The sequence below is a fragment of the Leptospira alstonii serovar Sichuan str. 79601 genome, from assembly GCF_000347175.1.
Classification (GTDB): domain Bacteria; phylum Spirochaetota; class Leptospiria; order Leptospirales; family Leptospiraceae; genus Leptospira; species Leptospira alstonii.
The window spans coordinates 15,490-40,410 of the sequence record NZ_ANIK01000008.1; the positions used below are offsets into that span (position 1 = coordinate 15,490).

Annotated in this window: 23 protein-coding genes and 1 pseudogene; 6 read left to right on the forward strand and 18 right to left on the reverse strand. The window is 43.1% G+C overall.

Translation table 11 applies throughout. The annotated features are described in order from the left end of the window. Nucleotides 1–90: 90 nt before the first annotated feature. Together LEP1GSC194_RS02300 and LEP1GSC194_RS02305 are read right to left on the reverse strand one after the other, a co-directional pair. Nucleotides 91–1,359: an amidohydrolase family protein gene (locus LEP1GSC194_RS02300; protein ID WP_020772111.1), complete on the reverse strand. Its 1,269-nt coding sequence runs from the start codon at nucleotides 1,357–1,359 to the stop codon at nucleotides 91–93. A 108-nt stretch (nucleotides 1,360–1,467) separates the two neighbouring features. Beyond that, nucleotides 1,468–2,079, reverse strand: coding sequence for an LIC_10572 family protein (locus LEP1GSC194_RS02305; RefSeq protein ID WP_036040916.1), 612 nt, complete (start codon nucleotides 2,077–2,079; stop codon nucleotides 1,468–1,470). 156 nt (nucleotides 2,080–2,235) lie between these two features. Between LEP1GSC194_RS02305 and LEP1GSC194_RS02310 the strand changes: the two genes are divergently transcribed. Together LEP1GSC194_RS02310 and LEP1GSC194_RS02315 are read left to right on the forward strand one after the other, a co-directional pair. Next, nucleotides 2,236–3,525, forward strand: coding sequence for a homoserine dehydrogenase (locus tag LEP1GSC194_RS02310; RefSeq protein WP_020772126.1), 1,290 nt, complete (start codon nucleotides 2,236–2,238; stop codon nucleotides 3,523–3,525). A gap of 79 nt (nucleotides 3,526–3,604) precedes the next feature. After that, the gene (locus LEP1GSC194_RS02315; protein ID WP_017810021.1) at nucleotides 3,605–3,976 is read left to right on the forward strand and encodes an STAS domain-containing protein; all 372 of its coding nucleotides are present in this window, start codon (nucleotides 3,605–3,607) and stop codon (nucleotides 3,974–3,976) included. Nucleotides 3,977–4,056: 80 nt separating this feature from the next. Here the strand turns inward: LEP1GSC194_RS02315 and LEP1GSC194_RS02320 are convergent, their stop codons facing one another. Continuing rightward, nucleotides 4,057–4,686: an Rpn family recombination-promoting nuclease/putative transposase gene (locus tag LEP1GSC194_RS02320; RefSeq protein WP_331272591.1), complete on the reverse strand. Its 630-nt coding sequence runs from the start codon at nucleotides 4,684–4,686 to the stop codon at nucleotides 4,057–4,059. After that, nucleotides 4,687–6,514, reverse strand: a pseudogene (gene hflX / locus LEP1GSC194_RS02325) (GTPase HflX). Between the two features lie 93 nt (nucleotides 6,515–6,607). On the opposite strand from hflX, the gene LEP1GSC194_RS02330 reads away from it, so the two are divergent. Next, complete coding sequence (locus LEP1GSC194_RS02330) at nucleotides 6,608–8,050, forward strand: HEAT repeat domain-containing protein (RefSeq protein WP_020772141.1); 1,443 nt, start codon at nucleotides 6,608–6,610, stop codon at nucleotides 8,048–8,050. Here the strand turns inward: LEP1GSC194_RS02330 and LEP1GSC194_RS02335 are convergent. The 8 genes from LEP1GSC194_RS02335 to LEP1GSC194_RS02370 all read right to left on the reverse strand — a co-directional run bounded on the left by LEP1GSC194_RS02335 (nucleotide 8,039) and on the right by LEP1GSC194_RS02370 (nucleotide 16,649). Continuing rightward, nucleotides 8,039–8,452 carry a response regulator gene (locus LEP1GSC194_RS02335; protein ID WP_017808340.1) on the reverse strand — a complete coding sequence of 138 codons (414 nt, stop codon included), beginning with the start codon at nucleotides 8,450–8,452 and terminating at the stop codon, nucleotides 8,039–8,041. The two genes, LEP1GSC194_RS02330 and LEP1GSC194_RS02335, sit on opposite strands and share 12 nt — an antisense overlap. Further along, nucleotides 8,449–10,347, reverse strand: a complete 1,899-nt coding sequence (locus LEP1GSC194_RS02340) for an ABC transporter ATP-binding protein (RefSeq protein ID WP_020772142.1) — start codon at nucleotides 10,345–10,347, stop codon at nucleotides 8,449–8,451. Before LEP1GSC194_RS02340 ends, LEP1GSC194_RS02335 begins: the two co-directional genes overlap by 4 nt. Further along, nucleotides 10,344–10,922, reverse strand: a complete 579-nt coding sequence (locus LEP1GSC194_RS02345; protein ID WP_020772181.1) for an anthranilate synthase component II — start codon at nucleotides 10,920–10,922, stop codon at nucleotides 10,344–10,346. The genes LEP1GSC194_RS02340 and LEP1GSC194_RS02345 overlap by 4 nt, the downstream gene beginning before the upstream one ends. After that, the gene (gene trpE / locus LEP1GSC194_RS02350) at nucleotides 10,922–12,343 is read right to left on the reverse strand and encodes an anthranilate synthase component I (RefSeq protein WP_020772182.1); all 1,422 of its coding nucleotides are present in this window, start codon (nucleotides 12,341–12,343) and stop codon (nucleotides 10,922–10,924) included. Before trpE ends, LEP1GSC194_RS02345 begins: the two co-directional genes overlap by 1 nt. A gap of 86 nt (nucleotides 12,344–12,429) precedes the next feature. Further along, nucleotides 12,430–13,593 (reverse strand): acyl-CoA dehydrogenase family protein, encoded by a 1,164-nt coding sequence (locus tag LEP1GSC194_RS02355; protein ID WP_020772165.1) that lies wholly within the window; start codon nucleotides 13,591–13,593, stop codon nucleotides 12,430–12,432. Nucleotides 13,594–14,081: 488 nt separating this feature from the next. Next, nucleotides 14,082–14,528, reverse strand: a complete 447-nt coding sequence (locus tag LEP1GSC194_RS02360) for a hypothetical protein (RefSeq protein ID WP_020772136.1) — start codon at nucleotides 14,526–14,528, stop codon at nucleotides 14,082–14,084. A gap of 147 nt (nucleotides 14,529–14,675) precedes the next feature. Then, nucleotides 14,676–15,857, reverse strand: coding sequence for an acetyl-CoA C-acetyltransferase (locus LEP1GSC194_RS02365; protein ID WP_020772199.1), 1,182 nt, complete (start codon nucleotides 15,855–15,857; stop codon nucleotides 14,676–14,678). Nucleotides 15,858–15,974: 117 nt separating this feature from the next. Then, a complete protein-coding gene (locus LEP1GSC194_RS02370) occupies nucleotides 15,975–16,649 on the reverse strand; it encodes an acetoacetate decarboxylase family protein (RefSeq protein WP_020772210.1) in 675 nt (224 codons plus the stop codon). 4 nt (nucleotides 16,650–16,653) lie between these two features. Between LEP1GSC194_RS02370 and LEP1GSC194_RS22830 the strand changes: the two genes are divergently transcribed. Both LEP1GSC194_RS22830 and LEP1GSC194_RS02380 read left to right on the forward strand, forming a co-directional pair. Next, the gene (locus LEP1GSC194_RS22830) at nucleotides 16,654–17,061 is read left to right on the forward strand and encodes a hypothetical protein (protein WP_020772172.1); all 408 of its coding nucleotides are present in this window, start codon (nucleotides 16,654–16,656) and stop codon (nucleotides 17,059–17,061) included. A 29-nt stretch (nucleotides 17,062–17,090) separates the two neighbouring features. After that, entirely contained in the window at nucleotides 17,091–17,705 is a 615-nt protein-coding gene (locus LEP1GSC194_RS02380) for a TetR/AcrR family transcriptional regulator (RefSeq protein ID WP_020772167.1), read from the forward strand. A gap of 529 nt (nucleotides 17,706–18,234) precedes the next feature. Here the strand turns inward: LEP1GSC194_RS02380 and LEP1GSC194_RS02385 are convergent. From LEP1GSC194_RS02385 to LEP1GSC194_RS21910, 4 genes are all read right to left on the reverse strand, one after another. Next, nucleotides 18,235–18,489, reverse strand: coding sequence for a CopG family transcriptional regulator (locus LEP1GSC194_RS02385; protein WP_173644570.1), 255 nt, complete (start codon nucleotides 18,487–18,489; stop codon nucleotides 18,235–18,237). A 475-nt stretch (nucleotides 18,490–18,964) separates the two neighbouring features. Next, on the reverse strand, nucleotides 18,965–19,300 hold the full coding sequence (locus tag LEP1GSC194_RS02395; RefSeq protein ID WP_020772191.1) for a rhodanese-like domain-containing protein: 336 nt from the start codon (nucleotides 19,298–19,300) through the stop codon (nucleotides 18,965–18,967). A gap of 204 nt (nucleotides 19,301–19,504) precedes the next feature. Beyond that, nucleotides 19,505–21,448 (reverse strand): ABC-F family ATP-binding cassette domain-containing protein, encoded by a 1,944-nt coding sequence (locus tag LEP1GSC194_RS02400; RefSeq protein WP_036040888.1) that lies wholly within the window; start codon nucleotides 21,446–21,448, stop codon nucleotides 19,505–19,507. Between the two features lie 74 nt (nucleotides 21,449–21,522). Beyond that, nucleotides 21,523–21,693 carry a hypothetical protein gene (locus LEP1GSC194_RS21910; RefSeq protein ID WP_020772174.1) on the reverse strand — a complete coding sequence of 57 codons (171 nt, stop codon included), beginning with the start codon at nucleotides 21,691–21,693 and terminating at the stop codon, nucleotides 21,523–21,525. 628 nt (nucleotides 21,694–22,321) lie between these two features. On the opposite strand from LEP1GSC194_RS21910, the gene LEP1GSC194_RS02410 reads away from it, so the two are divergent. Beyond that, nucleotides 22,322–22,771, forward strand: coding sequence for a DoxX family protein (locus LEP1GSC194_RS02410; RefSeq protein WP_017809732.1), 450 nt, complete (start codon nucleotides 22,322–22,324; stop codon nucleotides 22,769–22,771). 316 nt (nucleotides 22,772–23,087) lie between these two features. Here the strand turns inward: LEP1GSC194_RS02410 and LEP1GSC194_RS02415 are convergent, their stop codons facing one another. Continuing rightward, the gene (locus LEP1GSC194_RS02415; RefSeq protein WP_020772120.1) at nucleotides 23,088–24,140 is read right to left on the reverse strand and encodes a FecR family protein; all 1,053 of its coding nucleotides are present in this window, start codon (nucleotides 24,138–24,140) and stop codon (nucleotides 23,088–23,090) included. A 163-nt stretch (nucleotides 24,141–24,303) separates the two neighbouring features. Further along, complete coding sequence (locus LEP1GSC194_RS02420) at nucleotides 24,304–24,852, reverse strand: RNA polymerase sigma factor (protein WP_036040922.1); 549 nt, start codon at nucleotides 24,850–24,852, stop codon at nucleotides 24,304–24,306. Nucleotides 24,853–24,921: the final 69 nt, after the last annotated feature.

Sequence of the window (24,921 nt, forward strand, 5' to 3'; positions counted from 1 at the left end):
TGTCCTAAAACCTGAAAGGACGTTTGTTGGAGTTCCCGCGTACTAGGAGTCAGCGGATAGAGATCGGATGTCAGGGTTAAAATTTTCCGATCACTTCACACGAGTTCCCAAAAAAAACACCGCCTCAATCGATCCCGGAAATTCGAAATTTTCAAAAGGAGACCAGCCGGATTTACTTTTGATTTCTTCTTTTAAAAATTTCTTCGGCTTTTTTAAATTCAAAACGGTGAAATTCGCCGAATACCCGGGTTCAATTCTTCCGAAACCTTTTCCGAATTTTTCGGGAAGATATTCGTTCACAAAGTCGCCCGGGTTTTTCCCGCAAATCTTTGCGATCGTTTTCAACTCCACCCCCGCTTTCAAAATCAACCATGTTACAAAAAGTGAATACGTATCCAGTTGCGAAATCCCGCTCGTACCCTTTTGTTTTTCTTCGATACTATGAGGAGCGTGATCGGTCGCAAGATAATCGATCCAACCTTGTTTGATTCCTTCGAGCATTCTTTCCCGATCTTCCTTGTCTCGAAGAGGAGGATTCATCTGAAACCAATGACGATTTTCGGGAGTCAACATGGATTTATCGAAAAACAAATGTGTGGGGGTAACTTCGCAGGTGATCTTGATCCCTTTTTGTTTAGCGAGTTTGATCTTGTTCAAACCTTCTCCCGTGGAATAATGACAAAGTTTGCCTCTGAGATCGTATTTTTCGATCAGATATAAAGCGAAGTCGGTCGCCGTCGTTTCCGCCTCGGAAGGCCTCCTATCCTCGTGAAATTTTTCGTCCTGATGTTTTTCCAGAATTATCGGATCTTCACAGTGAAAACTTATATTCTCTCCCGTATAGTTGCGGATCGTATCTTCCAAAGTTTGATCGTTATGAAAAAAAAGTTCTCCGATGCTCGGCCCCATAAAAACCTTATAGGGGACGGATTGTTTTAAAGGTTTTGTGTTCGGCCCGATCCCCGCGTACAACGTTATGTGTATCGGAGAACGATCGGCTAACTTGCGCTTTTTTGAATATGTATTTTCATCGACGGGTGGAATCGGATTATTCGGCATATCGGCGACGTGAACCACTCCTCCATTGACCGCGGCGGCGCTTGCGGAAATAAAATCTTCCTTGTATGTGTGTTTGCCGCTCTCGTCTTCGCGAGCGTGAATGTGAATATCTCCGAAACCCGGAAAGATTACGGCCTCGGAGGAATCGAATCGGATCTCTTCGTCCTTTGGCTTTACGTTTAAAACCGTGTCGGTATACTCGCGAACTTCGAGAATCAGTCCCGTATTAGAATCCCATTCCACGGTTCCAAAAAAATCTTTGTCGTGAGTGACGATTCTGCCGGATATTTTCTTAATCATGAAGGGTTCCTGGAAATTTTCATCGATACGAAATCGGTCGACTTGGAAAAATTCGTATCGAATGAGAATTGTCTTACGTTTTGGACTTTGAAAAGAGACTTGTCGATTTCACTTAACGCAGATCACGTTATACTTCATCGTTCCCGGACTACTCGTTTCCGAACCGTCCTTGAAATTAACCGAAAAGTAATAACCCGTTGCTCCGTCTTGGCTGGAAGACCAGAACACGCCCGCGCTTTTTAATTTCTGATCCGCCCTTTTGCTGAAAGTTTTAAGCTGATCTTTTCCGGGAAGGCGTTTTCCCTTTTCATCGCAAATTCCATTTGCTTCGGTCCAAGTTGCCGATCGATGAAATGAATCGTCCCAACCGCGTTTTCCGTAGACGGGAGTTTTCGTATGATAGTTTTCACAAATGAAATAACTGAAAACTCCTAAAAGCAAAACGCTAACGCTAAGAATCGCACGGATCACGAACTTCCCGTTTTCTCGCGGTATTCTTGCCTTAGGAGCGGAATCTTTTTCCACGGCAAGTTCCTGACTTCTGCGATGGAACTCTTGATTTCTTTGAAAATTCTTTCCTTGCTGCTGACGCTGTTGGTGAGAATGTCTTCCTCTCTGTTCGTTCCCGCCTCGGTTGGAATCGGGGTTTTCCCGATTTCCCCCCGGACCCTTTTGATTTGAATTATGCTTTTTTCTAGGAGGCCTTCTTTTGTTTGCCATTTGGACCTGTATTTTTGAATTTAAGAACTTATCTTTGATTGGTACCAGAAAAATGATTCGTTGTAAATTAAAATAAAATTTCAACCCTTTCAAGAACGCCGCTTCTACTTTGAAAATTGAGTGAATCCTCCCTGCAAACTACGAAGATGGTAAACCATGGAACGCATTCGTATTGGATTGATCGGAGCCGGAACCGTCGGGTCAGGCGTCATCGAAATTCTTAAAAAAGAAAGTACCAAATACCGCGAAAAATTCGGAATAGAACTGATTCTTTCCTCCGTTTGTACTCGAACTCCCGAAAAAATCAGAAAGGAACTTCAAAGTTTTCCAAGTTGTAAACTAGAATCCGATTATCAAAAAATCGTTACCGATCCTGAAATCGATATGATCTTAGAACTCGTCGGCGGAACGGACGTAGCCTATTCGATCGTAAAAGACGCGTTAAAGAACGGAAAAACGGTGATTACGGCAAACAAAGCCCTACTTTCTCAAAAAGGCGACGAGTTGTTTTCTCTCGCGCGGGAACACAATTTGGAAATCGGAATGGAAGCGTCCGTCGCCGGAGCCATTCCGGTAATTCGCTCGATCAAATCCGGTCTTGGTTCCGATTCGTTTCTTTCGTTATACGGCATTCTCAACGGAACGACAAATTTTATTCTTTCCAAGATGGAACTCGAACATCTGGATTATTCGGAAGCTTTGCGCATCGCTCAAGACTTAGGCTTTGCGGAAAAGGATCCAACCTTCGACGTGGAAGGAATCGATACCGCTCACAAAATCAGTATCCTAGGAAGTTTGGCGTTCTCCGAAAAAATTCCTTTACAGAGTGTACAAATCGAAGGTATAACAAAGATCAGCGGATTGGACATTCAATTTGCGAGTGAACTCGGTTATAGAATCAAACTTCTCGGACTCGTACGGAAGTTGTCTCATAAGATCGAGGCCCGAGTCCAACCCGTGATGATTCCGATCAAACATCCGTTTGCCAATATTATGAACGAGATGAATGCGGTTTATTATCAAACCGTCTATGCGGGACCGGGAATGTTTGTGGGAAAGGGAGCCGGAGCTTTACCGACCGCTTCTTCAGTCGTTTCCGACGTTCTTTATTACGGAGCGAGAAGAAACGGAGGGATTATTGCGGAAAACAATCTTTTTCCGCAAGCGGTTATCTCGGAAGCTAACGGTTCTTTGGTGCGTTACTACCTCAGATTTACGACCGTGGATTTGCCCGGAGTTCTTTCTGAAATTTCCAAGGTGTTGGGAGATCACGGAATTTCAATCTCTTCCGTGAGACAAAATGAGACTGAAAAAGAACCCGTTGAGGTTGTCGTGATTACACATCCCGCAACGGAAGAAAATATAAAAAAATCATTGAAGATCATAGACGAATTGTCTTTAATCCGACATACTTCGGTTGCAATTCGATTAGAAGACAAACTTTGAGATCGATATGATATTTACGGGAAAATCGGGCTTCAATTATTAAGAGGAAAAATTTACCCGAAGAGATAAAGGAATTTTCATGGCGAGAGTAGAATTTGATTCATTGTACATTGAGACGATAAGAACAAGTCTCCCCGATAAGGAAGTCCAACTCGTTGTATTCAACGGAAAGGTGACTAACTCCAACTCTTTCGAGATTTCCCGCAAAATCCATTTCATCTTCGAAGACGAAGTTTATAACATCATCTTAGATCTCTCGAATCTCGAATACATCAACAGCGTAGGAGTCGCTACGATTCTCACCTTGATCAAAACTGTGGATCAACATTCCGGCAAAATCGTGATCGGCGGCCTCAATCACTTTCTGGAAAACGTAATTCGTTTGATGGAACTTCCTAAAAAAGTACAGATCTATCACTCCGTTGAGGAAGCAGAAAGGGCCTTTTCTTGACGATCAAACGACTTAACGTTCGACTTATAGCGCCTAAAAGGGTTTGATGGGGAACGTTTAAAAGAGGGATTTCTTTTTATTCAAAGGAATCCGTGATTTTTGAGATCGTTTTCGGTTAACCCGGTTACTCTAAGAATTACTTCGATTTTGATCCCTTCATCAAACATCTTGCTGGCCGCTTCCAGTTTTTCTTTCTCGATTCCCTTTTGTATTCCTTCGGCGATCAATTGTTCTGCTGTTGTCATAGTCAATTCCTCGTATTGTTCCAATTTCGCTGTATGAAGGACTTCCCTCAATGTGGACGGTTTAAAATCCCGCACCCAATAAATATACAATAACAATTTCTTTAGGATTTCAACTCTTTTAGATTCATCCTCTATGTTGACTAAAACTGAAAATAAAGCGGGTAAGTGAGCTATAAAATCCAATTCTCCATCCCGAATCCTCTGAACCACACCCAACACTACTCGAAGCGTTATACGTTCCAATTTCTTTTTTAAATCCACCCCGGACAAATCAAAAAGGTCGATCCTGAAATTCGGGATAAAGTCTTTTAGAATTTGTTCTTCTTGACTGAGTGAAAATTGATTCAGGAAATACTCGCCCAATATCCATTTCTTTTCTCCGTGATAAAATACAAACGGAAGCACTACGGAATAAGAACCGTTATTCTTGATTTGGCTATTGTATATTTTGGAAAGATAAGAGATCTAAATTCGAAGATTTCCGTAGCGGGAGTGATCGTAGATTCTCTGCTCCAAAAGATCCAGAAAAGTTTTCAAACCCCAACCTTGATACGCGGAAACTAAAACCGTATCCGAGTGAACGTCGATTCCCAAATCCTCTTTCAAATCCGAAATCGCCTCCAGCCCCGGACCGTGATTTACGGAAGGGCGGGAAGATTTTTTATAACCGTTCGAATCGTTTTCAACCGCCCAAGTTTTGAACTTCTCGAGATTATCGATTTTATTGAACACTTGGATCATCGGTATATGAGAAAGTTCTAATTCTTCTAAAATCTTTTCGACCGCTTCCATCTGAAGTTTGTAATCCGGGTTGGAAACGTCCACGACGTGTACCAAAAGATCGGAGTCTCCCAGTTCCTCCAAAGTCGCTTTGAACGCGTTGGAAAGTTCGGGAGGAAGATCGTGAATGAAACCTACGGTGTCGGATACTACGATTTCCCTTTCTTCGGGAAAACGAATTCTTCTCGTGGTAGGGTCGAGTGTGGCGAAAAGTTTGTTCTCGGAAAGAACGTCGCTGTTTGTCAGAGCGTTTAAGAGAGTGGACTTTCCCGCATTCGTATAACCGACGATGCCTACGGCGGGCAATTCGTTTTTCTTTCTTTGTCTTCGACTGATCTCCCTTCGTTTTTTGAGAGATTTGAGTTCCACTTCGAGTCTTGTAATTCTTTCTTCGACTCTACGTTTTCCGATTTCCAGTTTTGTTTCTCCCGGCCCCCTTCCTCCGATTCCCCCGGTCAACCTGGACATGTTATCGTCCAACTCCGTTAGACGCCCTTTCAGGTATTTGAGCTGCGCCAATTCCACCTGAAGTTTACCGTCTCTGCTTTTCGCGTTTCTTGCAAATATATCAAGAATGAGTTGTGTTCTATCGATCACCTTGATGTCCGCGATATCCGAAATTTTTTTCGCTTGAGAAGGCGTAAGTTCCAGATCGAACACGAGGAGTTCCACGTGTTTCTGAATCGCTTTCAAAATGATCTCTTGCAATTTTCCTTTACCCAAAACCGTGGAAGGGTCGAGGCGATTTTTTCTCTGCATAAACGTATCCACGACGTGAACCTCCGCGGTTCTGCAAAGCTCTTTCAATTCTTCCATAGACAAAGAAGGATGTCTGCCTACGTTTCTTTCCGGATAAACGCCTACTAGGAAAGCGCGGTTTTCCTTCTGAGCGTCTTTGAGATTTTTTTTCGAACGGGAAAGTCTGGATTCTATTTCTAAGATTTCTTCCAGGATTCCTTCCGTCAATTGTCCGGGGAATCGTTTGGGAAGAACGATCCAAAGTTCGTCTTCCGACTCCGGATTGAGATGCGCGGAATAATATCCGTTCGGATTTCCAAAGGAATCCATAACGACTGCGGTTAAATAATCCAAACGCAACAAAGCCAAGTCGGTCAAATCCTCCTGGTTCAAAGATTCTCCCTTTAAATGTGTGTGGACCAATCTGAGACCTCGAAGCCTCGCTTCGGAAGTACGGAGTCGATCCAAAAAGGGAATTTCGATCGAATTGTCGGAGCCGACCAACACATGCGTTACGTGGCCTGAGCGATCGATTAGGACTCCGATTTGTTTGCCGATTTCTAAGGATAATTCACAGAGAGTGCGCGCAAATTCTTGACTAACGATTACGTCTTCCCGGATTCTTTTTTCGGAAATTTTTTTAAGTCTTTGAATTTGGTTGGATTTGAGGCCGTTGAGGTTACCGCTGAGCTTGCTAATATAGAATGTTCTCCCTTTGATAAAACTTAGCAGCATTCTCGGTTTCCGTCAAGCATTCCGGGTTTTCGGAAATCATGCTTGTCATGGAAAAAAACAGGAAAAATCTGAAAAATCGGTCGAACTTATGAATAGCATCCTTGCGAAAAATCTTAACCATCAAAGGCACCCGATGTTCTCATTTTCCAAACTGCAAAACTTATCTCTTTACGTTATTTTTCTTTCTTCCCTAAACTTTTCCGGATTGAAAGCGGAATCGTTCAGCAAACTTTTTCAAGACCAAAGTTTTTTTCAGAGAACGGACACTTCGGAAGATTCCACGGAAAATTCCGAGCCGGAAGAAGAATCGCCAACGAACGAAAATACTTCGGGAAGTTTGAACATAGACGATCCCAGAAACCTCACGGAAGAATCGGACGGAATTTCCTCCTATGAAAAAAGAAAAAGAAAGGATCTAACTCCCAAAGAACGGCAGGAAATCGAATACGATCTTTTGATCAAAAAAGGAATTCTTACGGTTTTTCGAGCGGAAACCGAAAAACGTTATAAGGTTCTGGACCGAATGGCTCTCACTCATCAGATTCCGAGAGTCAGGGCCGCGGCGGTTTTAGCGATCGGAAGAATGGGCAAAGGCGGAGTAAAAACTCTACATCACGTTATCGAGAGGGACGGGGAAGCCGTCAGGCAAGCCGCCTACAAAGCGTTAGCCGATATCGGATCGCCCTCTTCCCTGGATTATTTTTTCAACGGAATCAAATCCAACGATCCGGATATTCAATTTTCCTCTTGGAGAGGAATGGGTAAAACCAAGGACCCTTCGGCAAGAGACATTCTTCTGCGGCAGGGAATTCGCTCTTCCAGACGAGAAATCGTAAAAGCCTCCATCTTGGGACTCGCGGCGTTTCAGATAAACGAAGATCTTAAACTTTTCAAAACGTATCTGAATTCCGATGATCTGGAACTTCAAAAAATCGCGATCGAAGCTCTTGGGGTTCATAAGACGCGCGCTTCCTTGAGAATATTGGAACAAACCTTGGAAACAAAACCCCAATACGTAAAAAATATCATCGAAGCGATCGGCCAAAATACGAGTCTTTACGGAACGTATTCATTCATTAGAATATTAGAAAATTCGACTTCCGATGAATTATCCCAAAGAATTTTGGCGCAATTGCATCTTAGAAAGGCTTTTTATCAATTCGGAACCGTAAACGTGGAAGGAGCCTCGTCTCAGGAAAATCCGTATCCCACTTCCCGTAAACTGCGTCCCCTTTCCGCCGGAGAAGTCGGAAAAATCCTGAAAAAGAGCGATCGCAGATTCATCCAAAAAGTCGGAGATAAATTCGCGGAAGATCATTATTATCTTCTTCTTTTAGAATCTAAAAATCCGGAAAGTTATTACGAAACGTTCGAGTCTTGGGTGTTTGGAGGATATCTGAAAATCAGAACGATCGTTCCTCCTCCAAAGGAAATGAAAGAGAAAAAAGGGAAAAGATTTAAAAGAAAGCCGAACAGATTCACTCCCGCTTCCGAAATGGAAGAAACCGATCCGAGCGCTCCTTCGAACGACAACACGGAACCTTCCGCGGAAGAAGGTCCCCCCTTAGAGAACTGATTCGAAAGATACGTTTCGTTTTAAAGAAGTGGGAAGGAACACGACCGTTCCTTCCTTCAAAGGGACTTTCGGAACCATCCAACCGATTCCAGCAAACCGAGGCAGTATCCAAGAGGAGAAAAACATCACACCCGGAAAATCAAAACCGGTTGTGGCGATGATTTTATTTCCCCTATAACCGTCCTTATGAATCTTCCGGATCATCCAAAGTCCCGACGTCTGGGTTTCCATCGTGATATCGGTTACGATCGTATGAAATCGATTTTTATCTTTGGAATAAATTTCCCAACCCTGAGCGGCGTCCACGGCTCTTACGGTTTCAAATCCCTTTTTTTCAAACCAAACTTTGAGATTGTTCGCGTAACGGTCGTTGTCGTCCACGATCAAAACGATCTTCTTCATGGTAATACTCCGTTATTGGCCGCAAATTGATTGTCGGAAAGTTTTCGGTAAATTCCGTTTTGCTCATATAAGGAATTATGATCCCCCTCCTCCACGATTTTTCCGTTGTCCATCACGATGATTCTCGAAATGTCCTTGATCGTGGAAAGTCTATGAGCAATTACGAATGTAGTTCGGTTCGCATACAATCTTCGCAGTGCGTCGCTTACCAATCTTTCCGATTCGACGTCGAGGGCGGAAGTTGCCTCGTCCAAGATCATAATCTCCGGATCTCGAAGAAGGGCTCTTGCGATCACAAGTCTTTGTCTTTGTCCGCCGGAAAGATTGAGTCCACGAACTCCTAAGATGCTGTCGTATCCGTTATCCATCTTTTTGATAAAGTCGTGAGCGTGTGCAAGCCGCGCTGCGCGAATCACGTCCTTGCGGGTCGCGCCCGGTTTTCCGTAGGCGATGTTATCCGCGACGGAACCGTGAAATAGAAAGATATCCTGAGTTACGATCCCGATTTTTTTACGAAGATCTCCTAGACTTAAGTCGCGAATATCGATTCCGTCAAACTCGATCGATCCGGAAGTAGGATCGAAAAATCTCGGAATCAAGTCCATCAATGTGGACTTTCCACAACCGCTCGCACCGATGAGAGCGATCGTCTCGCCCTTTTTCACTTTGAGATTGATATCCTTTAAAACCGCGGTTGCGGTTCCCGGATAAGAGAAGAATAAATTCTTAAATTCGATATTTTGTGCAAGAGGAGCGGCTCCAACCTTACTTTCTTCACTATGATCTTCCGTTTCCAGATCGATGATCTCGAAAATTCTTTTTCCCGAAGTTACCGATTGAGTGATCTTTCCGACCATCTGAGAAAGCTGAGTAAGAGGTCTGAGTAAAAAAAGAAGAGTCAAAAGAAAGGCCATAAACTCGCCTTGAGTGAACCTTCCGTTGTAAATGAGGCTCGCACCCGCCGCAAAAAAACCGAGAACCACGATCGAAGAAGTCAACTCCACCAAAGACGGAGCGATCTGAAGATAAAACTGACCTTTAAAATTTCTCCGGTAAACGTTTTGATTGATCTTTCCGAATTTTTCCTGTTCGTACTTTTCCGAATTAAAAACGCGGATCACCTTGATTCCCGAAATCATCTCTTGAATATTCGCGTTCAGATCGGCCATCTTCTCCTGAAATCTAGCGGTGGATTTGGTGATCTTTCTCGTAAATAAAGTCACGGGAAGAATGATGACCGGAACCGTAAGACAAGCAATCAACAATAATTCGGTATTTAAATATAATAAAACCATTAAGTGCGTTACTACGTAGAAAAAGTTAATCGTAGCGTCCCTGAAATTGCTGGAAATCACCGCCGCAACGATTTCCACGTCGTTGATGATTCTACTCATCATCAAACCGGTTTTTTCCTTAAAAAAGTAAGTTAAAGGAAGAAGCTGATTCTTTTCAAAGAGTTCTTGTCGAATGTCGCGTACGGCCTTATATCCCGCGGTCGCGATACAAAACACGGATAACAAATACGCGATCAACTTGAGAACGTACAAAGGCATAACGATGACACAGATCGCCCAAACGACCTCTTTCGGTTCGAGTCCTTTGGTTCTATCGTTCACCCATTCTTTCGCGTCGATCAAAAGAAGTTTGGTTCTTTCCAGTCCGTCCAAGGAATCCTTGCCGAACACTTTTTGTTTGAGAAGAATTCTCTGCTCGGGCAAAGTCGTCTGAAGTTGAAAACGGGTTTGTTTGTCGTTTCCGAGGGAATCGAATAAGGGAATGAGCGCGGTGAGGGAAACCGCGTTTAAAACGGCGGTCAACAATGCGAACACGATTCCCAATGTGAATCGATATTTGTAATGTACGGAATAGGATAGAAGTCTGAAAAAAAACTTCATAACTCCTGAATGATCGAGGAAAAGTTTCTGATCAGATCCAGACCCGCGTTGGTCATGATGGATTCGGGATGAAACTGAACTCCGTAAAGATGTTTTTTGGTTTTGTGGCGGATTCCCATAATCACCCCGTCCGGAGTTTTAGAAGCCACTTCAAGTTCCGGCGGTACACTTTCCGGTTGAATGACGAGAGAATGATAACGAGTCGCGACGAAAGGAGAAGAAATTCCCTTATAGATATCCTTTCCGTCGTGTTCGATGAGGGAAATTTTTCCGTGCATAATCGAAGGAGCCGATACGATTTTACCTCCGTGAACGAGGCCGATCGCCTGATGTCCGAGACAAACTCCGAGGATGGGAAGTTTACCGCCGAGTTCGCGGATCACTTCCAAACAAACTTTGGAATCCTCGGGACGGCCCGGGCCCGGAGAAAGAATGATCCCTTTCGGTGCGAGTTCCTTAATTTCGTCTAACGTGATTTTGTCGTTTCGATAAACTTCGACTACGTTTCCGATCTGACAGAAATACTGGTAGAGATTGTATGTAAAAGAATCGTAATTATCGATCAGGAGAAGCATTATTTCCATTCCCCTTTGAGTCCGTTTCTCGCGAACTCCACCGCTTTTAAAAGGGCGGCCATTTTGTTTTTTGTTTCTTCCAGTTCCAATTCGGGGACCGAATCATAGACAACTCCGCCGCCCGCTTGTAGGAACGCGGTGTCCCCGTAAAATACGATCGTACGAATGATGATGGCGAGATCGCTTTCTCCGGAAAATGAGATATAACCCAAAGCTCCCGAATAGATCGCCCTTCGAGTCGTTTCGAGTTCGTCGATGATTTCCATCGCGCGGATTTTCGGAGCGCCAGAAACGGTTCCTGCCGGAAGCGTCGCGCGGATCAAATCGTAGATCGTTTTTTCCTCGTCAAGTTCGCCCGAACACTGACTTACAATGTGCATAACGTGCGAATACTTTTCAATAACCTTAAAGTCGTTCACACGAACGCTTCCCGGTTTACAAACCCTACCGAGATCGTTACGCCCGAGATCTACGAGCATGATATGTTCCGATATTTCTTTAGGATCGGAAAGGAGATTTTCCTCCAAGAATTTGTCTTCGTTCGAATTTGCGCCGCGCGGACGAGTTCCCGCGATCGGACGAAGATACGTCTGATTGCCCGCGTATTTCACCATAATTTCCGGAGAACTTCCGACAATGGTAATCTCACCTAACTTAAGATAATACATATAAGGACTCGGATTTACGGTTCTTAAGCCGCGATAAATTTGAAAGGGAGAAACCTCGGGTTTGAATTGTAACTTTCGGGAAGGGACGACCTGAAAGATATCCCCGGCCTGGATGTATTCCTTTGCTTTCTCCACATTTTTCTTATATTCCTCGTCCGGAATATTCGGGTTTAATTGTAAAGTTCCGTTTACTTTTTTAGGATTTCTAATCTCTTCCGGAACGACTCCGTTGATGATTTCATTTTCGATGGAATCGATTTTGTCGATTACGGAATCGTAACATTCTTTCAGGGAAGGATACTCTCCGATCCTTGCGTTAACCACAATTCTTAAAACGTGATCGATATGATCGACTACGAGAAGTTCGTCGCAGATCGCAAAGTAACAATCGGGGGCGTCTTCGTCGTCCGGTTTCGTATCCGGAATATTCTCGTAATAACGAACCGCCGCAAAGGACAAAAATCCTACGGCGCCGCCTGCAAACGGAGGAAGACGATGGTCTTGGACGTAAATGTCGTTTCCGAGAAGATTTTCCAAAAGAACCAAAGGATCGTAAGTGATGATTTCGGTCGCGGGTTCGTTTCCGATTGTAACGTAAAAAAGTCCGTTCTTGCCTTGAAGAAGACGAGAAGGATTTTTACCGAGGAAAGAATTTCTTCCCTGTTTTTCTCCGCCTTCCACGGATTCGAGGAGGAAAGAATTCTGCGAAGATTCGCAGCCCCATTTTGCAAACAGGGAGACCGGGGTCTCCATATCCAGAAAAATCTGTTTGAAGACGGGAATTAAATTTCCGCGCTCCGCAAGCGCGGAAAATTCCTCGAATGTGAGAGAAAATTCTTTCAGAGATTCGGCCCCTCGATTCCCTTTCCGTCGGCGAGGAAACGAGAAACGATCATTCTTTGAATTTGAGAAGTACCTTCGTAAATTTGGAAAATCTTTGCATCCCTCATTAATTTTTCAACCGGATATTCGGTGTTAAATCCGTATCCTCCTAGAACTTGAACCGCGTCCGTACAAATCCTCATACACATATCCGCGCAGAACATTTTCGCAATCGACGCTTGATATGTGTTTCTGAAACCATTATCGATTATCCAAGCCGCTTGATAACAAAGAAGCCTTCCGGCTTCGATGTCGCGGGCCATCTCAGCGATCATAAAAGAAATTCCTTGATTGTCCATGATCGGACGACCGAAAGTATTACGCGTATTTGCGTAGTCGATGGCATGTTCCATCGCGGCACGTGCAACTCCTACGGCGCCGATCGCAACTCCGGGACGAGTGCAATCGAAAGCTCCCATAGCGATTTTAAAACCCTCGCCCTCTCGCCCAACCATCTGCCACGCGGGAACTTTCAGGTCTTCGAATGTAATTCCGCGGGTGTCGGAACATTTCTGTCCCATGTTGATTTCCTTCTTTCCTACGATGATTCCGGGAGATTTTGCATCCACAATAAATCCGGTGATCCCTTTGTGACCTGCGGAAGGATCGGTTTTTGCAAGAACGAAAAGCCAGTCCGCGTATCCCGCATTCGTGATCCACATTTTAGAACCGTTGATTATGTATTCGTCTCCGACTTTTTTTGCGGAGGTACGAATCGCCGCGACATCCGATCCCGCCCCCGGTTCGGTCACCGCATAAGCCGCGAGTTTAAATTCCTCCGTCATCGGTTGAATGAATTCTTTTTTGATCCTATCGCTTGCTCCGAGAAGAACGGGGGCTAAGGCGAGATTGTTTGCAAGAATTGCTGTCGCCACACCGGAACATCCCCAGAATAATTCTTCTCCGATAACAACCCCGTCAAGTTCGGACATACCCGCCCCGTTAAATCGGGGTTCGATATGAAGATTCATCAGCCCGATTTCCCAGGCTTTTTTTAAGATTTCGAGTGGATATTCTCCCGTATGATCGTGATGTTCAGCCTTAGGACGAATTTCTTCTTTGGCAAATTTTCTGGTAAGATCACGTAACTCTTTCTGTTCACTGGAAAGTGCAAATTCCATTTCTATAGCACACCTTGGTCGAAATTGAGCTCATCCGATGGTTCCTGGCATTCCCGCCTGGATCGCCGATAGCCGGAATTTGCTCTTCCAGTACGGCCTCGAAATCGGTATTGGAACCTGGAACTAAAAGCTCTGTATGCAGGATTCGAAGAGAATCCTTTACCGTCAAGAAGGTACGAAAGCTAAATCCTACGCAGACGCTTGAAAGGAAATCCATTCGGTCTTAGAAGTAGGACCAACTTCGAATGAATTCGAAATCTTTTCACTTTTAAAACCAATCTTGGAAGTTACCCCGTTTTCAGATAAAAATCCAATCGTTTTCAAAGTTTTGTGGGAACTCCTGCATTCATTCCAGGGACCGGTGGATAGGGCTTTACAATGAAACAATTTCTCCCATTGAACTCCGATTTACGCAAAAGGATAAAATATCGGAAAATTTTTAAACGAATTCAAATCCTACCCGTTCCGTCTCCTCACATTTCATTACGCTATTTTCTTTCGCTCTTACAAGGACGGATCGGCGAATATACATCCTGAATGTGTCGAATAATCGTTATTCGGCGGATTGAAGCGGCCTTTATAGTAAAGCCGTTCTGTCGACTGCAATAGGATTTATCTCCGAACTCATCGGTAGATCTCCGTATCTTTCGATAAAAGATAACCGATCCGGTTCTTTTCCATACATTATCGATTTCAAGCTCCCCGAACGGTCCCGAACCGTTCAAACGGATCGGGGGGAGTTTTCCAGCGGAATCCTCTATTTCCGGACGCACGTCGAAGAAGAAGTTTCCTTTTTTACCCGATTTTTCCATCGTTTGAACGTAAACGATTGTATAACATTGGGAACATTCGGAGACGATTTCCCGATTGAAGCCTAAAAGAGCGACTAACGCGAACCATCGAAATTGGTTTATAAAAATTTTTATCTCAAACATGGGAGATTTTTTGCTATATGAGTTTTCGCCGAACTGTAGGGACTCGTTTTTTCAAGCGGATCATTCAAAAAACCAATTTGAATTCCTCCAAAGAAAAAGCCCGGGATCGCCGGGCTTTCGGATAAAACGTTAGACGAAATCCTTAACTTACGCTTCCGGATTTTCCAAGACGATTGCAATTCCTTGACCGCCTCCGATACAAAGAGAAGCAACGCCATACTTTGCTTTTCTTCTTCGAAGTTCGTAGGCAAGAGTGATCGTAACTCTCGCGCCCGAAGCCCCCAAAGGATGTCCGATCGCAACGGCTCCTCCGTTTACGTTGGTAATATCCGGGTTAAGACCGAGTTCTTTTTGAACGGCGAGATATTGAGCGGCAAAGGCTTCGTTGACTTCCACAAGGCTCATATCCGAAAGTTTCAGGCCCGCTTTTTTTAACGCAGCAGGAATCGCAAGCGCAGGACCGATGCCCATCTTCGCGGGGTCACAACCCGCGTGACCGTAACCGCGAATAATCGCGAGCGGTTTTTTACCGATCTTTTTTGCGTAAGAAGAGGAAGTTACGATCGTAGCCGCGGCCCCGTCGTTCAAACCGGAAGCATTTCCCGCAGTTACGGTTCCGCCGTCTCGAAATACGGCTTTCAAGGTTCCGAGTTTTTCGGCGCCAGCAGCGCCCTTAATAAATTCATCTTTTTCTAATGTAATCGGTTTTTTACCTCCGACCGTCACCGGAAGAATTTCCTCTTTCAAACGACCTTCTATCGTCGCCTTCTCCGCGCGAGTTTGAGAAGTCGCCGCCCATTCGTCTTGTTCTTGTCTGGAAATTTTATACTGATCCGCAAGATTCTCCGCAGTCTGCCCCATGATCAAACCTACGTATTGATCGGTGAGTCCTTGTTCCAGAGTATCTTCAAATTCCGCGGAACCGTAACGAACTCCCCAACGAGCGTTTCGCACAACGTAAGGCGCGTTGCTCATAGATTCCACACCTCCCGCAAGAACCGCGTCCGCGTCTCCGAGATAGATTTTTTTTGCGGCCTGAATGATCGCTTCCATACCGGAACCGCAGAGACGATTGAGAGTCAATGCCGGAACTCCCAAAGGAAGACCGGTTTTCAAACCGATATGACGGGCGAGGTAAATCGCCTCTTTTCCGGTCGGAATCACGTTTCCAAAAATGGATTCTCCGATCGCATCCGGAGAAACTCCCGTTTTTTCCAAGATCGCCTTAGAAGTCAAAACCCCCAAATCCACCGCACTGAGGTCCTTCAAAGTTCCTCCGAAATTTCCGAACGGCGTTCTAATTCCGTCCAGTATGACCGCTTCTTCCATAATTACTCCTGATAATTCTAATATTCCAATTTTTAAATTCTTAGTCGCTCGCAAAAGCAAACTCGTCCACACACGTTACGCAAAACCGCTCAAAGTCGCGCAAAACAACCTCGAACGTTAGTCGACCTTGTTCGCCTGAGAAAACACGAGTTCGAACGGATTCGTATAAATTCCCGTCTTAAAAATTCCGCCTTTAATCGCGTCCGGAAAAACCGCCTCGTCGCTCCAAATTTCCAGAATCGTAGCGATTCTTCCTTTGCCTTTTCCGACAAATCGAGTGCGCAAATATCCGTCCGAAGACTTTTGAAGCAGAGTATAAGGAAGAATTTTTGTCGTGACCGGAAAGAAAAAACTTTTGATCAAAATCGTTACCCGAAAGAATTCCTTTCCCCCGCGAAGGACGGAAATTTTAGTTCTGTTTCCTTCTTGAGTCCAAATAAAATCGGCCTTTTCTTTGGGAATAGCCCAGTTGCGAATTCCTTCTTCCACCGACTTCTGACTGGAGACAAAAATGCGGGTAATTCGTTTGTAGGAATCGTTCTTGTATTCGAAACTTCCGGGAACATAAAGAAGTTCGTAATAAGGACCTACGTCGCTCGACTCATAGTTTACGAGCATCAAGGAACCCAGTCCGCCTAGATATTGTTTGGAATCCTCGTCGGTGAAAAATCCCATTTCCCGGTTGTAGTCCTTTTTTGCCCAAAGAGGAAATAAAAAACCTTCTCCGTTTAAATTCCAAGGCGCAGAGGCCCCTTGAGAATCCCGTGAGAAATCAATCTCTTTCCCTCGCATGGATATGGCGGCGGTTTTCTTCCCGTTGAAAGAGGATTTTCCGGTCGATTTAGGTGGCTTTCGATTCTTTGATCCGGGTTTCAGAGATGAAGACGTTTCTTTTTTTCGAATGGAAGTAGTAGTTCCCACAGATTTGTTGGAAACCTTCGAAGATTTAGATGTGGGAGTTCCCACAAATTTCTTTTTTACAGCCTTTTTTGCCACCACGGATGCCACCTACAAAACTAGAAAAAAGCCTCAAAAACAGACGATTCTACTCAGTTTACTCGTTTTTGTCCAAGTCCTCAAAAAAAGCCTATTTTGGGAAGTGGATTTTTGCTTTCAGATCGCACAGGGGTCGCATAAAGTTGGGATCATCAAAGCCAACCCGAAAAAACTAAAGAGAAACGACTCTCTAAAGATCGCAGCCTGACCTTTTTGATAAAGTAAAAACTCAACACAATGACTACTGTAGTTCGCCACAAAAGAAGATCCAGAAACAGTCTGAATCGGGAAAACATCGTTCAGGTAGCGATGGAGATCCTACAAGAAGAAGGGATCGACGGACTCTCGATGAGAAAGATCGCCGAAAAATTAGATTGTAGCGTAGCAAGTCCGTATTCTCATTTTAAGAGCCAGGAAGAAATCATTCAGATACTAATCGCCAAGGGAGAAACCGAGCTGACCCAACTTTTGCGGAACGCTCAGAAAAACGGAAAGAGCGCATTTGAACAGTTAGCCGGAATCGCACGGGCTTATTGGGATTTTTCCTTAAACAACAAAGAACTGCACAAAGTGATGTTTAATACGGTTCACGGACATATGCACAGAAAAGCGTTTCCGAGTTTACCCACCAGTTATCGAGTATTCTTAGAGACCATTCGGAACGGCTGTACCAGCCGCGAATTCAAACTTCGCAAAGCGGAATATCCCGCGATCGCAAGAACGATGTGGGCTTGGATGTACGGATTGATGGTATTAGATCTTACGAATATGCTCAAACGTCGCCGAGGCGGAAAGGACGATCCCTTAGCGGAAGGTTTTTCGTATTTCCGAAAAATTCTTTTAGGGGAATGAACGTCGTAAGCGGAAATTATGTTTCACGAAATAACGTGGGCGCATGGTCGGGCTAAACTTTTCGATAAAAAAAAGTCTTTTTGAAACCGCCCGACCACCAGGCTCTCAGCTTCAGTCAATAAATTTCGAATCTCTCTTTATATACGAAAAGAACCGAATCACAAATTTATTGACTCCGCATCGATCCTTTGCGCGTAAATTTCTCCGAAACGTAGAAATCACATTCCCAAAGTCTAATACATATCACTCAAAGACAAGAAGTTCGTTTTCGACTTTCAGTGCAATACGGTATCCAGGTCGGTTCATCTTCATTTGTTGCATTTACTCGTAAGTTATATAAGAAAGTGCCCAATACTTTGCGTTGAAACGGTGTTTTGCGATGAAAATTTACGGTACTCAATTTTATAGAGATCAGTAATACCGAAGTACAGTAACAAAAGTTAGGCGAGGTTCCCAATAGTAAAATTAAACCATAAATGGTCGATTAAAGCAGTTTTGTTAATCTGAACTATGGAATTTTTCAACAACTCTATTTATGAGCATAATACTCAGCGTATAAGTCCAATACCTTTTTAATCATTGCCTGATAAGGAATTCCGGACTTCTTGGACTGCTCTTTGAAGAATGAAATACTCTTTTTACTAAGAACAATTGTAATCCTTGAGTTATCCTCCTTCAAAACAAGTCTATTTGGTGGAGGCAAGAAATCTTCAATTACCATAGACGATTTTATAGAAGATGAAATTGATGTCGGTGCATCAGTGTATTTTGTTTTCTTTTTCATAAACTTTCTTACCCTGCCTCCAATAACCTGCTCCGATAATCCTAATCTTATCGTTTCTTACTGTAAATCTTACAGTTGATACATATGAATCAATAAGACCAAAGCAAAAGTATCTCTTTTCGAAATCTGAAGAATGAGAACATCCAAAGTAATTATCCGATTCGGGTCCCAAAAATCTCTTTGAGCTTCTAAGAAGCCTATCCCGTGCTTTCGCAGATTTTCTTCATTTTTTACAGGATCCCATTCGAACTCCATCTATTCATAAAATACTCAAAAATGAATACTCATGTCAATACATATCTTTATATGCAAAATAGTGTGTATTTTCCAATTTACGAAACATTAACTGAAAAGCGGACACGGACGTCCGTAACACTACGCTAAAATTATTCGCAAAACTGCTCGCCTAACTCATAATTTACAGCCGGAGTATAAAAACGACGACACGTCTTTGGTTTTGAATAGGGATCGACTTTCAGTATTTCGTAAGCGAAGAATCCACATCGTCCGAATAAAGCAGAATCCCGCCTTCCACGTTATGCGTCTTTGCAAAGCCGGATTGTTTTAAAATCCCACATGCAACGCCGGAACGTCCTCCGGAACGACAATACACGATCACGTCCTTACCGGATTCTTTCCAAGGATCGATCTCGGAAAGTCTGTTCGAAAGTTCTCCGACCGGAATCAGAAGATCGGTTCCTTCGATCGTACAAATTTCCACTTCGTTCGGGTTTCTCACGTCCAAAAGATAAAACGAGTCCTTACCTGTTTCTCTCAAATCCAATCTCGATTTCAGTTCTTTAGGGGTCATACAACATGTTCCTCAATATAAAAATAGAATAGGATATCGCCAAATCAGTTGTCCGATTACAATCAATCAAACTTCAAATTCAAATGGATTCTAAGGCGTACGCGTATCAATCTCAAAAACCTCTTATTATACGATAAAGGTATTTCAAAACAAAGGATCGTTTTTTAGGATACGTAATCGTCGTTTCAACGGATTCCGATCGGGTTACGGCTTAGACTGATCTGAAAGTTCCTCCAACTCGAATTGAAGCGACTCCCATTCGGATGTCAAACGTGTGATTTCGTTTTTAGCTTCGTTTAAGTTGTCTAGTTCCAATTGATAACTACGATTCTTAAAAAAGCCGGGATCGGCCAACACTTCTTCCAAGTTTTTTTTTGACTTTTCCAAAAGTTCAATTTTGGTTTCTATCTGTTCCAATTCTTTCTGAATTTTTTTGATTCGGTTTTTGTCCGAATTTTTTTTAGAACGAGTTTGATCGACTTGCTCTTTTTTCGAAGAGGAACTTCCACCTTGCAGTTTCGAAGGCGCCGTCTCTTCCAGATCGTATTTGAGATAATCGGCGAACGTACAGTTAAAGTCTCGGATTTGCCCTTTGTCCACGGAAATCGTACGATTACAAAGATCCTTCAAAAATTCCGGATCGTGGGAAATGATCAAAAGGGAACCCTCGTAAGCCATCAAAGCTCGAAGCAGGTTATCCCGAACGACAAGATCCAAATGGTTGGTGGGCTCGTCCAAAAAAATCGAGTTGGCGGGAAAACGAACGAGCATCGCGAGACGAAGACGACTTTGTTCCCCTCCCGAAAGAAGACTGGTTTGTTTGTAAACGGAATCGTCCGAAAAAGAAAAATAACCGAGAAGACTTCTTGCCTGTTGTTCCGTAAGATCCGGATAAGCGGACATCACGGTTTGAAGCAGATTTTTGGAAGGATCCAATTCTTCGTGATGATTTTGAGAGAAGTAACCGATTTTTGTCTTCGGTCCGTAATAAATTTTTCCCGAAGTCAGTTTATGAATTTCTAATAAACAACGAAGGAACGTGGACTTTCCCGCTCCGTTCGGGCCGACAACGGCGATCTTATCGCCCGCGGAAATTTCCAGATTAGCGTCGCTAAAAATGAGCGGAGCTTTACCGGAATACGAAAAACCTCCGTCTTCGATCCTTACGGTTATTTTTCCCGAGGAAATAAAATTAAAACGATAATCCGACTTGGAATTCCAGAAGGATTCCTGAGGTGCTTCTATCTTATCTCTTTTTTCGAGTTTTTTGATCGCGGATTGAACTTGTCTAGCCTTCGTAGCCTTCGAACGAAATCGTTCGATCCATTCCATTCTTTTTTCGAGATAGGCCTCTTCCTTTTGAAACTGGGCTCGAAGTTTTTCTTGAAGTTCGTTCTTGTGCTCGAAGTATTCTTCCAGTGTTCCCCGAAATTCGATCACTCCGGAAGGGGAAAGTTCGGCGATCGTATCGCAAGTCGCATTCAAAAATTCGGGATCGTGAGTCACGAGCACGAAAGATTGTCCGGTGGAATTAAGATAAGCCGCCAGCCATTCTTTCGACGCATTATCCAAATGGTTCGTAGGCTCGTCTAACAACAATAAATTGCTCGGATTCAAAAGGGTGATCGCAAGACCTAAACGGTGTTGATAACCGGGAGAAAATTCCCGGACTTTCATTTCCATTTGAACATTAGAAAACCCTAATCCGCCTAAAACCTTGCGGGCCTTGGCTTCAAGCTCGTGAACTCCATACGTAAAAGCGTATTCTTCCAGAGAGCTTTGTTCGTCTAGAACTGCGGTGAATTCTTTAGAATCGTGGGGAACAAGATCGAACTTGCAATTGATTCCCTTCAACCGATCTGAATATTCGCGATAATGTTTATGTTTTTCTAATGCGGTGTCGATGACCGAGGCTTCCGGATCGAAATCGGGAAGTTGTTGAAATACCGAAATTTCGGTATTTTTCGATTTTGCCACAGTTCCGTCGTCCGGGACGAACTTTCCCTCTGCGATTTTAAATAAAGTCGATTTGCCGGATCCGTTCGGACCGACGAGACAAACGCGCGAACCGGGTTTGATATGCCAGGAAAATCCGCTAAACAATACGGCCGAAGCGTATTGGTGTTTTATGTCGATGAATTGAAGCAAGGGTAGAAAAGTTCAGAAAGGTAAAAACGGCGCGGACCCGAACCGCCGAAAACCGACGGACCGGAGTTAGGAAATTATTTCTTACCTTTTGTCGCGAGTTCTTCCAATCTTGCATTGAGATGCAAAATGTATTTACTGGAAGAGCCGTTCATTTTCTCTTTTGAGGTTTGAATTGCAGAGTTAATTTCCGCTACGGTCATTTTATTGATCTTTTTGTTTTTCTTTTCTTGAGTTTCTTCAGACATGAATGTTCCGCCAAATAATCTTATGCCAGATTTTTAGAATTGGGGGAATTCGACAACGATTTTAACGGAGAACCCAGTTTGATCCGATCAAAATAACCGGTAAAACTGTCCTTATCCACAAGTTAGGACTTGTAAGGTTCCTTTCGTATCTCCAATCCGAATCCGTTTTTCTAAAAATGCAGGAGTTCCCACATCCTAATGTTTTGAGAGAGATTTTCAATAAATCTCAAATTCTAAATTGCACTTATGTCTAGTATAAACTCGTATTTCATTTTTGTAAAAATCTCATTTCGACACCCGCATTCAAATTCCGGTACCAAAGAGATCATTTTTTGTTAAAGGATTCCTTCCCATCTCCATTAAATGAGACATAATTTTCTAAAATGTGGGAACTCCCCCTTTTATTTTACGAAACACGCTTTTTTATCCCGCTCTATCTCACTATGAGTTTGTTCCAAAACCTTGGAGGAAATTTGCAGGAGTTCCCACATTTCAAGGGCACGGAAGAGATCCGAGTTTACCGTTCGTTTAAAAATGTGGGAGTTCCCACAAACACGTTTCACTGTAATTTTTTGTTTTCTTCTCTATTTCAAACACTGACAACGGATAGAATTCTCAGGAGCCCTTTATGATTCAAAGTTTCTTCTCAACCCAAGAATCCTACCCCCCTTTTTTTCTTAGATTGGGCCTCGCAATCTGCATATTTCCCCATGGCGCTCAAAAACTTTTGGGTTGGTTCGGCGGTGTAGGTTACGAAGCTTCCATGGATTATCTGGTAAATATCGCCGGATTTCCGACCGCGCTCGCCATCTTAGCGATCGTATTCGAATTTTTCGGATCTATCGCGCTTCTATTGGGTTTTTTCACAAGACTTTCCGTATTGGGAATTACATGTACATTGGCAGTGGCCGGATGGACTCACAAAGAAATCGGCTTTTTTATGAATTGGTTCGGCAATCAAGGCGGAGAAGGATTTGAATATCACATTCTCGGGGTTTCCATAGGAATCGCACTTTTGCTTTTCGGAGGAGGTACCTGGTCCTTAGATTTATGGATCTACGATCACATCGACTCTTAAGGGAACCTCTAAAAACTTCCGTTTCGATATTTGGATAGGCGCAAAACGCTCTTCTAAAACATTCTATATTAGAGTTGTTGAAAGATTAATTCCTCATCTGTTTTTGCTTCATTGAAATGGACGATTGAAGCAGTTTTGTTAACCTCCATTATGGAATTTTCAACAACTCTAATATAGATTTTCAAAAAAATGCGGGTTTTTAGAGGCTCCCTTAATTAGAATTTTAGAATATTCTTTCATCAAAAATAAAAGGCCGTTTGAAACCAACTTCAAACGGCCTTCCGTTTTTATAAAAATGTAAAAGTTCGGGATCAAGTCAATATTTGATCTTATCCACGGCCTCCTCATCCAGAATATAAGAACCTTTCAAAGTCTGAACCACCAGCTTCCCTTTTTTCTGAGAAACGACAACACCTCTCAACTCTCTTCCGTCTTTCAAAATGATACGTTCAATACTAAGGTCATAAATCCTGCTCAATTCCTCTTCGGTTGTCGCGGATTTCAAATTCCGAACGTCTAGAAGAAGTTCACTATCCAGATTTTCAAGATTCTTTTTCATGTCTTTGTACTCGGGAAGTGTGGCTTTTAGTTTAGAAAGATCAATCGACTCAGTTTCTCCGTCCTTATTTACGGTTACACGTTTAGTCGTTTCCAAGATATATACTTTCCCGTCGACGTTTAAAGAAGTTACTTCCACCGCTCCTTCCACTACGAAAATTACGGACTCGCTCTCGGAAGCGTCTACTTCGAAAGAAGTTCCCCTCACGGCCGCAACCGCGGAAGCGGTTTCTATGTAAAAACTGCTCCCTTTCTTTTCCTTCTCAACTACGTTCAACAATCTACCGGATGCTAAGTTCATTCTAATTTGAGAACCGTTGTCGTTTTCTCTAAGCTCTTTCAAAATCAATCTGCTATTTTCTTTTACACGAATTACGCTTGAATCGGTTAAACCGATATCCAACGCACCACCGGCATTGGTCAAAACGATATCCGATTCATTCAAAAGATCGCCTTGATGTAACCTTGTCTCAACGTCTCGCATAACGGAGACTTGACCTTTTACAAAAATCACCACCGCTTTTAGAGGAGTTCCTTGAACGATCTCAGGCTCAGATTTCGAAATCCGAAAACTAATCCAAACTCCGATCGCAAATAATAATATGGCCGCCGCCGCGAATGACATAAGCTTTGAAAAATGAAGAACTTTTGTATCGGTCGGAACACTCATAACTTTATCTTCCACGATAAAGCGAGGTTTCACTCCGATCCAATTTGGATCGAAAGCAGGGAGTTGAGTTACGGAATCCTTTTCTTTAAGGAATCTCGCGTACCCTTCAAATTCGGGGAGATTTGTCTTATGTTCTTCCATATTCATGCTTCCCAGATTCTGGGATTCATTCCGTCTGCTTCCTGTTTGTTAAACAAACTTAGGAAGTCTATTTGAGCTTTTTTTTTTCATTTCTGATTTTTTTTTATCACCAGCAGTCTGAATTCTTTCTTTTTTAAAATATAAGACGATCGAACAGAAGATTCTATATGTAGTTTCCAGGTAGGAAGCCTATCTTTTTGCCTTCTTGAGCCAAGGCTTTCTCGGCCCTTTCGATAAGTCTAGAAACGCCGGATATACTCATCCCAAGAATTTTAGAAATCTCATCCAGTTTCAAATCCTGCTGATATCTTAAAAGCAAAGCCTCTTTGTATTCCGGAGAAATCTTTTCTAAAAGAGAACTCATCGTATTTTTGACGTCCGCTTGATCGATTTTTTCCATTACGGAAAATTCCGGGCTTGGGGATTTAGACGCAAAATTATTGCCCGTATCTTCGCCTATCAGAGATACATTTCGTTGATAGTAGGATTTTGCGTGGTTAATAATTAAATTCCTAGCGATTCTAAAAAGAATCATCCTGCAAGAAGTAGGATCGGGGATGCCTTTATTTTCATAATATCGAAAAAAGTTTAGGAACGAATCGTGCAGAATGTCTTGTGCAGAATTTTCGTCGTAGAAAGACTTTTTTATATAATGAAATAAATCATCTTTATTGTGGTTGTAGAGTTTTTCCAACTCGGAAGTGTTTGCCACGGTATGAAAGGATCGCCGATTCCTACTTGTTTTTTCAAGCAAAAAGATAATTTCTTGTATAAAAGATGA